Raw genomic sequence first — 12,714 nt, 5'->3', positions numbered from 1 at the left:
AGCGAATCGGCGACGAACGGAACTGGAGGTGTTGACGCAAGGATTTTGCAGCGGGGATCAAGTAAGGAAGGCCGCGATCTGGATCGCGGCCTTGTGCGTGTTAATGCGCAGTCAATTTAGCCAGCGCCTGTGCGGCCAGGCGTGTAGTCAGCTCAGCGGTCGACAGTTCGACGCCCAGACGTATTGCCTGTCCGGACCAGAGGTTGCTGAAGTCGGCCTCGTCTTTGGCGCGCAGGGGCATCAAGGCGCCGCCAGCGAGAGGGAAGGCCGGCGCCGCTGCGCTGATCGGGCCGAGTTCGCGCATGACCCGGTTGAGAATCCCCCGAGCCGGGCGACCGGTGAAGACATTGGTCAGTGCCGTCTCGCTCTCTTTGGCGGTGCGTAAAGCCTTGTGATGAGACGCCGTAACTTTCGCTTCTGGCGTGAACAAATAGGCCGTCCCCAACTGAACCGCTGAGGCGCCGAGGAGGAACGCTGCGGCGATTCCTCGGGCGTCGCCAATCCCACCCGCTGCGATGACCGGGACGCTGACGGCATCGACGATTTGCGGCACCAGGGCCATGGTCCCGACCTGGCTGTTGAGGTCATCGCTTAGAAAAATCCCACGATGTCCGCCCGCTTCGTAACCCATGGCGATGATTGCATCGCAGCCGTGCTGCTCCAGCCAGATGGCTTCATCGACAGTGGTTGCCGAGGAAAGGATTTTTGCGCCGGTCGCTTTGACGCGGTCCAGCAGCGACCTTTCAGGCAAGCCGAAGTGGAAGCTGACCACTTCCGGGCGAAACTCTTCGACCACTTCGCAGGCAGCGTTATCGAACGGCGCGCGGTTGGAGACAGGCGTAGGCGCATCGAAATCAGCACCCAGTTCGCGGTAATAGGGTTCCAGCAGGTTCTTCCAGTCACGTTCGCGATCTGCATCGGCGACCGGTGTTTGATGGCAGAAGAAATTCACGTTCAGCGGGCGCTGACTGTGTTGGCGGATAACCTTCAACTCCTCGCGCAGCTGCTCGATGCTCAACATGGCGGCAGGCAAGGAGCCCAGACCTCCGGCGTTGCTGGCGGCGATGACCATCGCTGAAGTAGTCGCACCGGCCATGGGCGCTTGAATGATCGGCAGTTCGATGCCAAGCAGGTCAAGAATGCGGGTATCAGGCCATTGGCTCATTTTGGGTCTTCTCCGACGTCAAAAAAGATAAGGACGGCAACGGGACGTTTGTATCAGGAGTGACTGCCACAAGGCCAGTCGACTTTCAGCCGGGTTCTACCTTCGGCTGATTGACTTGAGGGACGAGAAGTCTAATGTCCCAGTCATGACGATGAACGCCACGTCAGCCAACGCGTTCCTCTCCCACCACCGCCCTACCAGGAGGCGCTATGTTCAAGGCTATTTTGATCGAGAAAGATGAAAGTGGTTATCGGGCCAATTTGACTCAAATCAGCGAAGACCAGTTGCCGGAGGGGAATGTCACAGTCCGCGTGGCGTATAGCACCTTGAACTTCAAGGATGGACTGGCCATCACTGGCAGCAACCCGGTAGTGCGTAAATTTCCCATGGTGCCGGGGATTGATCTGGCCGGGACTGTCGAAGTCAGCAGCCATCCAGACTACAAGGCGGGGGACAAAGTCCTGCTTAATGGCTGGGGCGTAGGCGAAGGCCATTGGGGCGGGCTGGCGCAGAAGGCACGGCTTGACGGCGACTGGTTGATTCCGTTGCCGGCGGCGTTTACTCCGGCCCAGGCCATGGCGATCGGCACTGCGGGTTACACGGCGATGCTGAGTATCCTGGCGCTGGAGCGTAATGGCGTGAGACCGGATCAGGGCGAGGTGCTGGTGACTGGCGCTAACGGCGGGGTTGGCAGTTTTGCCATCGCCTTGTTGGCCAAACTCGGTTATCGAGTGGTGGCGTCCACAGGTCGCACCTCAGAGCACGCCTATTTGCACCAGTTGGGGGCCAGCGAAATCATCGACCGGGCCAGTCTGTCCGAACCTGGCAAACCGTTGGCTAAAGAACGCTGGGCGGCGGTGATTGACTCAGTCGGCAGTCACACCCTGGCCAATGCCTGCGCCAGCACCCGAGCCAATGGCACCGTGGCGGCCTGTGGACTGGCGCAAGGCATGGACTTTCCGGCGTCTGTGGCACCCTTCATTTTACGTGGTGTTACATTGGCCGGGATTAATAGCGTGACCCAACTCAAGGCCAATCGTATCGTTGCCTGGGATCGCCTGGCCAAGGATCTGGACTTCGCTTTGCTGCCGCTGATCAGCCATGAAATTGGTTTGAGTGAAGCTATAGAAGCTGCACCGCGGTTACTCGCCGGTCAGTTGCGTGGTCGGGTTGTGGTGGATGTGAATCGTTAATCAGGGAGTTTTTGCTCAATGGAAATCAAACAGCTGGAAGTGTCACCTTTTACCGTGTCGGGCCTGCGTGTGCGTACGTTCAACAGCGCCGAACAGCAGGCAGGTACCGCCAGAATTGGCCCGATGTGGGGGCGTTTTTTTGCCGAGGGCCTGTTCGAAAAAATTGCCCACAAGCAACCGGAGTCACTGGTTTATGGCGTGTACTCCAACTATGAGTCCGATGCCTCGGGCCCGTTTGATGTTACCGCAGGGGTTGCAGTGGCAGCACCCGCGGCCGAATTCGAAACCATCGAGGTGCAGGGCGGCCAATACCTGGTCTTCGAAGCCAAGGGCCCCATGCCGGGTTGTGTGATCGAGGCCTGGGGACAGATATGGGCCTGGTTCAACGAAAATCCGCAGACTAAACGCAAATTCGCTACGGACTTTGAGGCTTATACCGGTCCTGACAGCGTGGCGGTCCATATCGGGATTTTCTAAGCTTGGGTCTCACGCTCCAGCAACTGGCGTTTGCGCTCTACACCCCAGCGATAGCCCGAGAGGTTGCCGTCGCTGCGGACCACCCGATGGCAGGGGATCGCCACCGCCAGACTGTTGGCACCACAGGCTTGTGCCACGGCGCGGAACGATTTCGGTGCGCCGATGCGCTGTGCGATTTCGGCGTAGCTGGCGGTGCTGCCCACCGGAATCTCCCGCAGCGCCATCCATACTCGTTCTTGAAAAGCCGTGCCGCGCAAATCCAGGGGCAAATCCAGGCCAATGGCTGGCGCTTCGATAAAACCCACCACCTTGGCAATCAATTGCTCAAAATCATGATCGGCGCCAATCAGATTGGCGCGGGGGAATTTGTCCTGCAGGTCATGGAGGAGGGCATCGGGATCGTCCCCCAGCAGAATCGCGCAGACCCCGCGATTGCTTTGTGCCACCAATATCGCGCCCAGTGAGCATTGGCCAACAGCAAAACGGATGTCGGCGTTCAGCCCGCCGGCGCGGTAGTCACTGGGTTTCATGCCGAGCAGGTTATCGGCTGACTCGTAGAAGCGACTGTTGGAATTGAAGCCGGCGTCATACAGCGCGTCTGTCACCGAATTACCATCTTCGAGCCGCTCACGGACTTTGCGCGAGCGGTGACCGGTGGCATAGCCCTTGGGTGTCAGGCCGGTAACGGCTTTGAAGACCCGGTGAAAATGAAAGGCGCTCATACCCGCCACCTGTGCCAATTCTTTCAGGCTGGGCAGGGTCTCGGCGGATTCAATCTGGCGACAGGCTGTTGCGACCAGCGCTGAGTGCTGCGCGGCGATATCCGTCTGGTCAGCCGCGGCGCGTTTGCTCGGGCGATAACCGGCGGCCTGGGCCTGTTCGGCGGTGTCGAAAAATTCGACGTTTTCAGGTTTTGGAAGGCGCGCCAGGCTGCTCGGCCGGCAATAGATTCCGGTGGTTTTCACCGCATAGACAAACTGACTGTCCGCGCGTGGATCTCGTGCCAGCACCGCTGACCAGCGGGGATCGTTCTCTGTCGTGGTTTTTGCGCAGACGGATGTCATGGGGTTCAACTCGTTTACAGGTTCAGGTCAGATTAGCGAGCAAGCAGGGCGAGGGCACTCCGGGTCTTGCGGTCAAATTCCGTTTTTCATCAGTCAGCGGTGCGAAAGGTGAAATTGATGCGTTGGGCACCCAGTTGCGGATGCACGCCGTCCTTCAGCGGCAGTATGCCGTGATAACGCAAGCGATCCACTCCGCCCCACACCACGATGTCCCCATGAAGCAGCGGCACCCGTTGGCTTTTATCACTGCGTACATGACCGCCGAACAAAAACATGGCCGGTAAACCAAGGGATACCGAAACGATCGGCGCACTGTAAGAGCGTTCGTTCTTGTCTTGATGCAAGGACATTTTGGCCCCCGGGAGGTAATGGTTAATCAGGCAGGAGTCCGGTATGAAATCGTTGAATCCGGCTTCCAGTGCAGCTGCCTGAGCCAGTTCCAGGAACACGGCAGGCATGTCGGGCCATGGCTGACCGGTTTGTGGATCGATGCGGGTGTAGCGGTAGCCGTTTCGATCAGTGGTCCAGCCGAGCGTGCCACAACTGCTCAAGCCGACCGACATGGTAAAGCCGCCGGGCGTAATCATTTGCCGAAACGGTGCTACCTGCAGAACCCTTTCCAGCGCAGGCAACAATCGATCTGTCCACGGCAGGGCAAAACCTCTGAGCACGAAGGATTGTTCGCCGATCCGTTCGGTTTTGGCAGGTTGTTGAACGTCTGCGTCAGCAAACAAATCATCGGTTGTCGAGCTCATGTCATCACTGCGCATCGTGAAATATGACTCCAAGCGTATGCCGTTTACCTGTGAGCAGGCGACTCACACCGTGACGCAAGGTGACTCTGTAGAAGCCACGAACGCCTTGTACCGGCCGGTGATGCACGGCAAAAATAACCGCATCACCTTTCTTCAGACCAATAACCTGCGGTCGTGACTGCATGCGGGGGCGCTGTTCGGTGATGACGAACTCACCACCGGTAAAGTCTTCTCCGGGCTCGGACAGCAAAATCGCCACCTGCAGTGGGAATACGTGCTCGCCGTACAGATCCTGATGAAGGCAGTTGTAGTCCTCGGGTCCATATTGCAGCAACAAGGGTGTCGGTCGCTGCTGGCCGGCTTCGTGGCAGAGCTGGAGGAAGTCCTCATGCTCTACCGGATAGCGAACGGGCAGGTTCATGTGTTCATTCCAGCGGTTGGCCAGCGCAACCAGTTTTGGATACAGCGCACCCCGTAATTGGGCAACGATGCTCGGTAGCGGATATCTGAAATATTTGTATTCGCCTCGACCGAAGCCGTGCCGGGCCATCAGCACGTGGGAGCGGAACAGCGCTTGATGGTCATACAAGGCGCTCAGGTTGTCGCAGTCGGTTGCGTCGAGGAGTCCGGTAAGGATGGCGCTGCCGTTCTGGTCAAGACTTTGCTCGATAGCAGCCCAGTCCAGAGCGGCGAGATGCTGGCCAAGAACCTGCTGGCTCATCTTTGTGCCCCACGGCGAACAGTTGGAAGGTGATTCGTTGAGGGGTGTGCGAGGGGCATGGTCTGACTCCTGAACCAGAGGTTTAGGTTTGCCAGTCTAGGGAGCGTTGATACTGCTGACACTCCGGTGCTTGCGGTCGAATTCCGATGAGGTGCGCAGGGTAGTCAATCAAGACACGGGGAGCGTGACGTCCATGTTGCTCCTGTGTGCTTGCGTCGCGTTACAGTGCCTTACTCACGTTGACATCGCTGATGATGTCGTCGGTCTGGCCATGAATGACCGCCAGTGCGGCTTTGGCTTCTTCAACGGTGCCGGACTCAAGCTGAGCGAATTCGAAACGACGTTCGCCATTGAGTTTGTATTTGATGACGTACTTGGTCGTTTGGGTCACGGTCGTTCCTGTTCCTTTTCAGTCGTGGGGCGGGGCAATGCGGGAGCCGGTTTCAGCGCAGTTTCGAGCTGGAGCGGCGGATGATCTTGATCGAATGGGTCAGGGTCGGTTTGCGGGTTACGCTGATCGCTCTGTTGCTGACCGTATCGATGGTGATGTTCCAGAAACCGGTGCTGGGTGCAGTGATCTTCGCCGGGAACTTGTCGAACGCGCCGCCGTGATAGGTATGACGACCGCCATTTTTGAAGCTGCGGAAGTTGGCGTCGTTCATCAGCCGAATGTTGCAAACCTGGGAGCATTCGATGACGACGATATCGTCTTCATTGAGGTGCTCGCGCTGGTGGATAAATTTCATGGGCGCCTCCAGAAGGGCTTTTTCTACAAAATCAAAACGATAGCATGGGCAATGGCGCAGTTTATCAGCCCAAAGGGTTTATTATCGGACTGAGGTGGACGGCTTTGACAATTAAAAACAGTTATTTGGGATTTTATGAGCGATAAACCCCTGCGTCCCGGAGAAAAACCGCATTTGCGCTGTCGGACCGTCTTTATCGGAGGTTTTTTATGAAGTGGGCTGTATGGATTCTGGCCTTGGCTATGAGTGGTTGTGCCACGGTCGCGGACATCAAGCAGACGCCGCCAACCATGGTCGTGATCTCCGGAAAAAGTCCGCAGGACTACGCCACCTGTGTGACCGAAAAACTGGCCAGTAGCCGTGGTGCCTTGCAGATCGAGCCGCACAAGGATGGCGTGAGGGTTATCGTCCCGCAAAAATTTTCTTCGGGGCCGGCCGCAGTGTTCGATATTGAAGATCGATCCAGTGGCAGCAGCATCAAGCTGTTTGAACGGATGTCCAATGTGCCGATGCGCCCCCGGGATGTACGCAATGCGGCCGAGGAGTGTATTTCCGGCTGATTGCGACGTGACCTGATAACGATCCGCTATTTTTAAAGCCCAAGGAGGTACGAACACCTGATGTTTGTACTTTTTCGGGCTTTTTTGGTTTCTGTGAGATAGCCGGCTCTGGCATCCGATAAACTGTGGCCAATCGATACAGATGCTGTCGACGCTTGCATTTCGGCAGCATTGTCATTTTTGGAGTCAGTGATGAAGCGTGAGCAGGTAAGGGAGAAGCATGCTGAGGGTAATATTTCGGCGACCCATGTGATTCAAAATCCGGCCAATTCGGGCGAGTGGATTGTGTTTTTCAAGAAAAGTGCAGGGCGCAGCTTTTTCCTGGTGGATGACAGCGACGAGGTTGAATCTTTCGGACGGCTGGATGACCTGATCGAGACCATTCGCGGGCTCGGGATCAAATTCGCTGAAATTCATATGTAATCACGTCGAGGCGGGTCGCACGCTTACTTGCAGGTCACCACCACGCTGCGGCTCTTGAAGTTACCAACGTCGACCCCCAGGGTTTTCTCGCTTTCCTTGGGTGAAGGCGTACCGTCGGTACCAATGATGTTATAGCCGGTGCCGGCGCATGAGGCATCGGCTTTTTCGTAGCAAGTGGCCCACGAGTTGGCCTCTCCGGAACAGTCAATGGCCAGCCCTTGTTGGCCGTTGTTCAGATAAGTTTTTTCGGCGGTGGCACAGCCGCTGAGAGCTGCCAGTATCGCGCTGATTACCAGAACTTTTTTCATGTCGTTTATCGTCGTCAAAGTGTTGATGTAGAGCGGGGTACAGCCAAGCGTGACGAGAGATTATAGCGAAAGGCCATTTTGGTACAGGCAAACACCAGAAAGCCCTGCACAAAGGCAGGGCCACTGTCTCAGGGTTTGGCGTTGCGTCGCCGGGCAGGAGGCGCCGGCTGATCCTGCAGTACCTCTGCAACTTCAATGGCCAACGCTTCTGTCGGGAAAGGCCCGGCAACGTTTTCGCCACCGACACTGTCTACCCACCACTGGCCATCTTTTGCCTGATTGATCAGGTAACCGTTCACGCTTTTTACTGCCGACATCTATCTGCCTCGCTGGCTGGGTCAAGTGCGCAATGATAGCGCCAAACGGGGTTTGGAAGCACAGCTGTCGGTCAGGTCAGCGGGTCCCCGGGAACCTGCGCATCCCTTTTAAAACAGGGCCTGACGGTGAGAAGGTGATTTACGGCAGGCTCGATATATAAGATGCTGCGGAACTATCGCACCTAATATTTCTCTATGATGGCATCGGTTAACCCGTGTCGGGCATTGAAAGGTGCTCGCCGCCTGATTAGACTGCGCCAAAATTCGTACGTACAGCCCTTTTAAGGACTCATATGATCAAGAAATGCTTGTTCCCAGCAGCCGGTTACGGTACTCGCTTCCTGCCAGCGACCAAGGCCATGCCTAAAGAAATGCTGCCGGTGGTGAACAAGCCACTGATCCAGTACGGCGTAGAAGAAGCGCTGGACGCTGGCTTGACAGAAATCTCCATTGTTACTGGTCGTGGCAAGCGTGCCCTGGAAGACCACTTCGACATCAGCTACGAGCTGGAAAACCAGATCAAAGGTACCGACAAGGAAAAGTACCTGGTCGGCATCCGTAAGCTGCTTGATGAGTGCTCGTTCTCCTACACTCGTCAGACTGAAATGAAGGGCCTGGGCCACGCGATTCTGACTGGCCGCCCGCTGATCGGTGACGAACCGTTCGCGGTAGTGCTGGCGGACGACTTGTGCGTCAACCTGGAAGGCGACGGTGTACTGACCCAGATGGTCAAACTGTACAAACAATACCGTTGCACGATCGTAGCGATCCAGGAAGTCGACCCACAGGAAACCCACAAATACGGCGTGATCGCCGGCGATTTGATCGGTGATGACCTGTATCGCGTACGTAACATGGTCGAGAAGCCAAAACCTGAAGATGCCCCGTCCAACCTGGCGATCATCGGTCGTTACATCCTGACCCCGGACATCTTCAAGTTGATCGAAGAAACCGACCCGGGCAAAGGTGGCGAGATCCAGATCACCGACGCCCTGATGAAGCAGGCGCAGGACGGTTGTGTGATTGCCTATAAGTTCAAAGGCACGCGTTTCGACTGCGGTGGTGCTGAAGGCTACATCGAAGCAACCAACTTCTGCTTCGAACACTTCTACAAGACGGGCAAGGCTTACTGATAGCGCTTCACCGTTCTGTACTGAAAAGCCACCCTCGGGTGGCTTTTTCATGTGCGCCCAGCATGGGCGCAATCTTGCGGGTGAAAGTCTCGCCGTAAGCTGACTCGGAGATGGGGTTGACCAGTGACTTGCTCCAGGCGGTAATCGTCCGCGCTTTCGCTCTTCGCCCGGTCTGAAGCGCACAGGCAGGGTGCGCGCCAAGGCGCGCATCCTGGGCGATGCTTATTCGGTACTTCTCTCATGATGGCTAGAGACGAATTGCCGAAAGCGTTCGGTGGGCAAACCTTCGAATAGTTCTGCTGGCGTGCCCTGGGCATCGATCAGGCCACCGTGCATGAACACCACCCGATTTGACACGTGCCGGGCAAAGCCCATCTCGTGCGTGACGACAAGCATGGTGCGGCCTTCCTCGGCCAGAGAGCGCATCACCCGCAACACCTCTCCAACGAGTTCAGGATCAAGTGCCGAGGTTGGTTCGTCGAACAACATGACTTGTGGATTCATCGCCAGCGCGCGGGCTATTGCTACGCGTTGCTGCTGGCCACCGGACAGGTGTGCGGGGTAATAGTCGCGGCGATCGTACAGACCGACCTTGTGCAGCAGGGCCTCGGCTTCCTCGACACATTCGGCGCGGGAACGTTTGAGCACCCGCATCGGGCCTTCAATGACGTTTTGCAGCACCGTCATGTGCGACCAGAGATTGAAGCTCTGGAACACCATACCCAGGCAACTGCGCATGCGCTCGACCTGGCGGCTGTTGCTCGGGGTCTGGCGGCCGTCGGCATGCTGCTTCATTTCGATCGTTTCGCCATTGACGCTGATGATGCCTTGATCGGGCGTTTCCAGAAGGTTGATGCAACGCAGGAAGGTACTTTTGCCGGATCCACTGGCACCGAGGATCGAGATCACGTCGCCCTTGTGGGCTTCCAGTGAAATGCCCTTGAGGACATGTGCGCTACCGAAGGACTTCTGAATGTTAGTTACCGACAAGGCTGAAGCGGGCTGAGTGCTCATGGCATGCTCCGTATCAAATCAGGAATGGGTAGGCAGCGAGGGGCTGCCTTTTTTGATGGCGTCGACTGGCCGTTCACGCAAGTGCGGCGACAGACGATGCTCGAGCCAAGCGACCGCACGGACGACCAGGAAATTCAGCACCAGGTAGATCAAGGCCGCGCAAATGAACACTTCCATCGTGCGATAGGTGCGCTGGATGATCTGTTGCGCGACGCCAGTGACGTCCCAGACAGTCACCAGGCTGGCCAGCGCCGTGGACTTGACCAGCAAAATGGCTTCGGTGGAGTAGGCCGGCAGGGCCTGGCGCAGGGTGATCGGAGCGATGATCCGTCGCAGTAGTTCCCAAGGCGACATGCCTACGGCCTTGCCCGCCTCGATCTGCCCCGATGGCACGCTAAGCAGCCCTCCACGAATAATTTCGGCGGTATAACCAGCAGTACACAAGGCAAGTGAGACTACCGCGCAGCCATACGGCGACTTGAGCAGTACCCAGGCGAAGCTGTCGCGAATAGCCGGGAACTGGCCCAGCCCGTAGTAAATCAGGAACATTTGAATCAGCAGCGGCGTACCGCGAAACAACATGATGTAGAACCGCGCCGGATAGCTGAAAAACCACCAGCGGCTGACCCGCAGGCTGACAATGCCTACGGACAGGGTAAGGCCGATCACCAATGAGCTGAAAAATAGCGTCAGCGTTGTGGGTAACGCTGCCAAAAGCTTGAGCATGGTGTCAGCGAGGAACGGAAAATCGATCATAAGTGGCGCTCCCGACTCGAACTAGACTGGGCTGCGTTGCCGCGTGCGACGCACGCGAGCCTCAGCGATGTGGAAAAGCCGACCGGACAGGCCAGTGAGAATGAGGTACACGATGCCCCCGATGATGTAGAACGTGAAATATTGACGCGTCGACCCGGCAGCAACCTGACTGGCACGCATCAATTCCACCAGGCCGATGACTGAAATCAGCGCGGAGTCTTTCAGGCTCATTTGCCAGACATTGCCCAGCCCGGGCAGCGCAAATCGCAGCACCTGGGGGACCAGAATACGTTTGAAGCGCATCGCACGGGTCATGCCGATGGCCAGTCCAGCTTCCAGTTCGCCCCGCGATACCGCGAGAAAAGCGCCACGGTAGACTTCAGCCTGATAGGAGCCGGAAATCAGCCCGACCGCCAATGCGCCGACTAGAAAAGGCGGCACGTCGATATAGCCTTCGCCACCGAACCAGTGGCCAACCGCCGTAACCACACTGGCACCGCCAAAGTAGAACAGGTAGATCACCAGCAACTCGGGGATCCCCCTGAACAGTATCGAATACAGATCCCCCAGCCAGCGCAAACTGCGCTGACGGGATAGCTTGGCGGCAGCGACCAGGCTGCCAAATACCGCACCCACCAGCAGGGCTGCCAGGGTCAATATCACGGTCATGCCCGCTGCCTTGAGCAACGCCATTCCCCAGCCTGAGTCACCGAAACTGAGTAGCTGCAAGAGGTTCATAGAGGGTCCCACTTATGAAAAGGTTTAAGCAGGCCCGGCAACCTTTACAGTGTCGGGCCATTCAGAATCATTGCTTAGGGGTAAGGTCTGCCTTGAACCACTTCTCGCTCAGTTTCTTGATCGTACCGTCAGCCATGGCTTCCTTGAGGGCTATGTCGAACTTGGCTTTCAGCTCAGGGTCTTTCTGACGGAAGCCCAGCGCTTCGCCTTCACCCCAGATCGGGCCTTTGATGACCGGACCGGTAAAGACCAGCGGTTTGTTCTCGGGCTTGTCCATGACCGAGTTGAAGAACGTTACGTCATCGAATGCTACGTCGATACGGCCGGCAAGCAGATCGAGAATGGCTTCGGCTGAGCTGCCGTACTCACGAATGGTCGCCACATCCTTGAAGTTCTGATCAATGAATGACGTGTAAATCGTGCCCGAGGCGATACCAATGGTTTTGCCCTTGAGTGCCTTGCGCAGCTCTTCAACGCCGGTGCGTACTTCCTTGGCATCGGTACCCAGCGTGATGGCGGCGTCGGCACCGGTTTTGCCCGGCAACAGATCGGCTTTCAGCGCGACGAAACTGGCCGGTGTCTGGGCGTAAGGCGTCGAGAAGGCCATGACCTTCTGGCGTTCGTCGTTGATGACAATGGCGTCCATCAGCACGTCGAATTTACCAGCATTGAGGCTGGCGATCATCCCGTCCCAGTTCTGTACGACGATGTTGCACTTGAGCTGCATGCGCGGACAGATGACATCCATCAGCTCCGGTTCGAAGCCGCCGATTTTTCCACCCGGGAGCGTCAGGTTCCAGGGCTCATAGGCGCCCTCTGTTGCAATATTCACCGAGGTCCACTCTTTGGCCTGCAGTGCCGGAGCACAGGCCAGAACCATTGCACTGAGCGCTACAGAACCCAACCAGCTTGATTTCTTCGACATCTTGATACTTCCTGCCTAATCAATGGAGTGTTGCGAACTGATCCGGCTCAGGCCGAATCTCCAATGTCTGTGCGCGCAACTATTTTTGTGCACACAAGACAAAACCATAAAAGCCAACCGTCAGTTAAGCCGGTTAATTCGCACCCATAATGGCTTCAGCCTGGACAGCTTCCCCATCTCCATGTGCCCCTGACCGACAGATCAACCGGTGATCATCGGCAGGTTGAGGCCTTGCTCGTTGGCGCAGTCGATCGCGATCTGATAACCCGCATCGGCGTGACGCATGACGCCGGTGGCCGGGTCGTTGTGCAGCACGCGAGCGATACGCTCGGCCGCTTCGTCAGTACCGTCGCAGACAATCACCATGCCCGAATGCTGGGAGAAGCCCATGCCGACGCCGCCGCCGTGGTGCAGGGAAA

General features: G+C 57.1%; 17 protein-coding genes and 1 pseudogene. 5 read left to right on the top strand and 13 right to left on the bottom strand.

Annotated elements, in window-relative coordinates; all coding sequences use genetic code 11:
* Positions 1-100 precede the first annotated feature (100 nt).
* Positions 101-1,165 carry an NAD(P)H-dependent flavin oxidoreductase gene (locus tag ACN1C3_RS23730; protein WP_419118183.1) on the bottom strand — a complete coding sequence of 355 codons (1,065 nt, stop codon included), beginning with the start codon at positions 1,163-1,165 and terminating at the stop codon, positions 101-103.
* Positions 1,166-1,374: 209 nt separating this feature from the next.
* On the opposite strand from ACN1C3_RS23730, the gene ACN1C3_RS23725 reads away from it, so the two are divergent.
* Both ACN1C3_RS23725 and ACN1C3_RS23720 read left to right on the top strand, forming a co-directional pair.
* The gene (locus ACN1C3_RS23725) at positions 1,375-2,358 is read left to right on the top strand and encodes an MDR family oxidoreductase (RefSeq protein ID WP_419118182.1); all 984 of its coding nucleotides are present in this window, start codon (positions 1,375-1,377) and stop codon (positions 2,356-2,358) included.
* Positions 2,359-2,376: 18 nt separating this feature from the next.
* A complete protein-coding gene (locus ACN1C3_RS23720; RefSeq protein ID WP_419118181.1) occupies positions 2,377-2,835 on the top strand; it encodes a GyrI-like domain-containing protein in 459 nt (152 codons plus the stop codon).
* Here the strand turns inward: ACN1C3_RS23720 and ada are convergent.
* The 5 genes from ada to ACN1C3_RS23695 all read right to left on the bottom strand — a co-directional run bounded on the left by ada (position 2,832) and on the right by ACN1C3_RS23695 (position 6,121).
* Positions 2,832-3,899 (bottom strand): bifunctional DNA-binding transcriptional regulator/O6-methylguanine-DNA methyltransferase Ada, encoded by a 1,068-nt coding sequence (gene ada / locus ACN1C3_RS23715; RefSeq protein WP_419118180.1) that lies wholly within the window; start codon positions 3,897-3,899, stop codon positions 2,832-2,834. The genes ACN1C3_RS23720 and ada overlap by 4 nt on opposite strands.
* An 89-nt stretch (positions 3,900-3,988) precedes the next feature.
* Entirely contained in the window at positions 3,989-4,669 is a 681-nt protein-coding gene (alkB, locus tag ACN1C3_RS23710; protein ID WP_419118179.1) for a DNA oxidative demethylase AlkB, read from the bottom strand.
* Positions 4,659-5,375, bottom strand: a complete 717-nt coding sequence (locus ACN1C3_RS23705) for a 2OG-Fe(II) oxygenase (RefSeq protein ID WP_419118178.1) — start codon at positions 5,373-5,375, stop codon at positions 4,659-4,661. Before ACN1C3_RS23705 ends, alkB begins: the two co-directional genes overlap by 11 nt.
* A gap of 220 nt (positions 5,376-5,595) precedes the next feature.
* Positions 5,596-5,766: a hypothetical protein gene (locus ACN1C3_RS23700; protein WP_419118177.1), complete on the bottom strand. Its 171-nt coding sequence runs from the start codon at positions 5,764-5,766 to the stop codon at positions 5,596-5,598.
* A 52-nt stretch (positions 5,767-5,818) separates the two neighbouring features.
* Positions 5,819-6,121 carry a DUF1883 domain-containing protein gene (locus tag ACN1C3_RS23695; RefSeq protein ID WP_419118176.1) on the bottom strand — a complete coding sequence of 101 codons (303 nt, stop codon included), beginning with the start codon at positions 6,119-6,121 and terminating at the stop codon, positions 5,819-5,821.
* 209 nt (positions 6,122-6,330) lie between these two features.
* On the opposite strand from ACN1C3_RS23695, the gene ACN1C3_RS23690 reads away from it, so the two are divergent.
* Positions 6,331-6,681 (top strand): hypothetical protein, encoded by a 351-nt coding sequence (locus tag ACN1C3_RS23690; protein ID WP_419118175.1) that lies wholly within the window; start codon positions 6,331-6,333, stop codon positions 6,679-6,681.
* Between the two features lie 192 nt (positions 6,682-6,873).
* The gene (locus tag ACN1C3_RS23685; RefSeq protein WP_419118174.1) at positions 6,874-7,104 is read left to right on the top strand and encodes a hypothetical protein; all 231 of its coding nucleotides are present in this window, start codon (positions 6,874-6,876) and stop codon (positions 7,102-7,104) included.
* A 23-nt stretch (positions 7,105-7,127) separates the two neighbouring features.
* Here ACN1C3_RS23685 and ACN1C3_RS23680 read toward each other — a convergent pair whose 3' ends face one another.
* Together ACN1C3_RS23680 and ACN1C3_RS23675 are read right to left on the bottom strand one after the other, a co-directional pair.
* Positions 7,128-7,412, bottom strand: coding sequence for a hypothetical protein (locus ACN1C3_RS23680; protein WP_419118173.1), 285 nt, complete (start codon positions 7,410-7,412; stop codon positions 7,128-7,130).
* A gap of 128 nt (positions 7,413-7,540) precedes the next feature.
* Complete coding sequence (locus ACN1C3_RS23675) at positions 7,541-7,729, bottom strand: hypothetical protein (protein ID WP_419118172.1); 189 nt, start codon at positions 7,727-7,729, stop codon at positions 7,541-7,543.
* Positions 7,730-8,022: 293 nt separating this feature from the next.
* Between ACN1C3_RS23675 and galU the strand changes: the two genes are divergently transcribed.
* Positions 8,023-8,862, top strand: coding sequence for a UTP--glucose-1-phosphate uridylyltransferase GalU (gene galU / locus ACN1C3_RS23670; protein WP_123424852.1), 840 nt, complete (start codon positions 8,023-8,025; stop codon positions 8,860-8,862).
* A gap of 222 nt (positions 8,863-9,084) precedes the next feature.
* Here galU and ACN1C3_RS23665 read toward each other — a convergent pair whose 3' ends face one another.
* The 5 genes and pseudogenes from ACN1C3_RS23665 to ACN1C3_RS23645 all read right to left on the bottom strand — a co-directional run.
* On the bottom strand, positions 9,085-9,876 hold the full coding sequence (locus tag ACN1C3_RS23665) for an ABC transporter ATP-binding protein (RefSeq protein WP_419118171.1): 792 nt from the start codon (positions 9,874-9,876) through the stop codon (positions 9,085-9,087).
* 18 nt (positions 9,877-9,894) lie between these two features.
* On the bottom strand, positions 9,895-10,632 hold the full coding sequence (locus ACN1C3_RS23660; RefSeq protein WP_419118170.1) for an ABC transporter permease: 738 nt from the start codon (positions 10,630-10,632) through the stop codon (positions 9,895-9,897).
* Positions 10,633-10,653: 21 nt separating this feature from the next.
* The gene (locus ACN1C3_RS23655; RefSeq protein ID WP_419118169.1) at positions 10,654-11,370 is read right to left on the bottom strand and encodes an ABC transporter permease; all 717 of its coding nucleotides are present in this window, start codon (positions 11,368-11,370) and stop codon (positions 10,654-10,656) included.
* Positions 11,371-11,437: 67 nt separating this feature from the next.
* Positions 11,438-12,295, bottom strand: coding sequence for a transporter substrate-binding domain-containing protein (locus ACN1C3_RS23650; RefSeq protein WP_419118168.1), 858 nt, complete (start codon positions 12,293-12,295; stop codon positions 11,438-11,440).
* Positions 12,296-12,496: 201 nt separating this feature from the next.
* Positions 12,497-12,714: pseudogene (locus tag ACN1C3_RS23645) on the bottom strand (urocanate hydratase); the annotation flags it as partial.

Source organism: Pseudomonas sp. H11T01 (assembly GCF_048515765.1).
Lineage (GTDB): Bacteria > Pseudomonadota > Gammaproteobacteria > Pseudomonadales > Pseudomonadaceae > Aquipseudomonas.
This window is presented reverse-complemented; position numbering and strand designations above follow the sequence as displayed.

Bases quoted from the DNA above. Each gene is read 5' to 3' on its own strand.
- ACN1C3_RS23730 (WP_419118183.1), bottom strand. From the start codon at position 1,165: ATGAGCCAATGGCCTGATACCCGCATTCTTGACCTGCTTGGCATCGAA.
- ACN1C3_RS23725 (WP_419118182.1), top strand. From the start codon at position 1,375: ATGTTCAAGGCTATTTTGATCGAGAAAGATGAAAGTGGTTATCGGGCC.
- ACN1C3_RS23720 (WP_419118181.1), top strand. From the start codon at position 2,377: ATGGAAATCAAACAGCTGGAAGTGTCACCTTTTACCGTGTCGGGCCTG.
- ada (WP_419118180.1), bottom strand. From the start codon at position 3,899: ATGACATCCGTCTGCGCAAAAACCACGACAGAGAACGATCCCCGCTGG.
- alkB (WP_419118179.1), bottom strand. From the start codon at position 4,669: ATGCGCAGTGATGACATGAGCTCGACAACCGATGATTTGTTTGCTGAC.
- ACN1C3_RS23705 (WP_419118178.1), bottom strand. From the start codon at position 5,375: ATGAGCCAGCAGGTTCTTGGCCAGCATCTCGCCGCTCTGGACTGGGCT.
- ACN1C3_RS23695 (WP_419118176.1), bottom strand. From the start codon at position 6,121: ATGAAATTTATCCACCAGCGCGAGCACCTCAATGAAGACGATATCGTC.
- ACN1C3_RS23690 (WP_419118175.1), top strand. From the start codon at position 6,331: ATGAAGTGGGCTGTATGGATTCTGGCCTTGGCTATGAGTGGTTGTGCC.
- ACN1C3_RS23685 (WP_419118174.1), top strand. From the start codon at position 6,874: ATGAAGCGTGAGCAGGTAAGGGAGAAGCATGCTGAGGGTAATATTTCG.
- ACN1C3_RS23680 (WP_419118173.1), bottom strand. From the start codon at position 7,412: ATGAAAAAAGTTCTGGTAATCAGCGCGATACTGGCAGCTCTCAGCGGC.
- ACN1C3_RS23675 (WP_419118172.1), bottom strand. From the start codon at position 7,729: ATGTCGGCAGTAAAAAGCGTGAACGGTTACCTGATCAATCAGGCAAAA.
- galU (WP_123424852.1), top strand. From the start codon at position 8,023: ATGATCAAGAAATGCTTGTTCCCAGCAGCCGGTTACGGTACTCGCTTC.
- ACN1C3_RS23665 (WP_419118171.1), bottom strand. From the start codon at position 9,876: ATGAGCACTCAGCCCGCTTCAGCCTTGTCGGTAACTAACATTCAGAAG.
- ACN1C3_RS23660 (WP_419118170.1), bottom strand. From the start codon at position 10,632: ATGATCGATTTTCCGTTCCTCGCTGACACCATGCTCAAGCTTTTGGCA.
- ACN1C3_RS23655 (WP_419118169.1), bottom strand. From the start codon at position 11,370: ATGAACCTCTTGCAGCTACTCAGTTTCGGTGACTCAGGCTGGGGAATG.
- ACN1C3_RS23650 (WP_419118168.1), bottom strand. From the start codon at position 12,295: ATGTCGAAGAAATCAAGCTGGTTGGGTTCTGTAGCGCTCAGTGCAATG.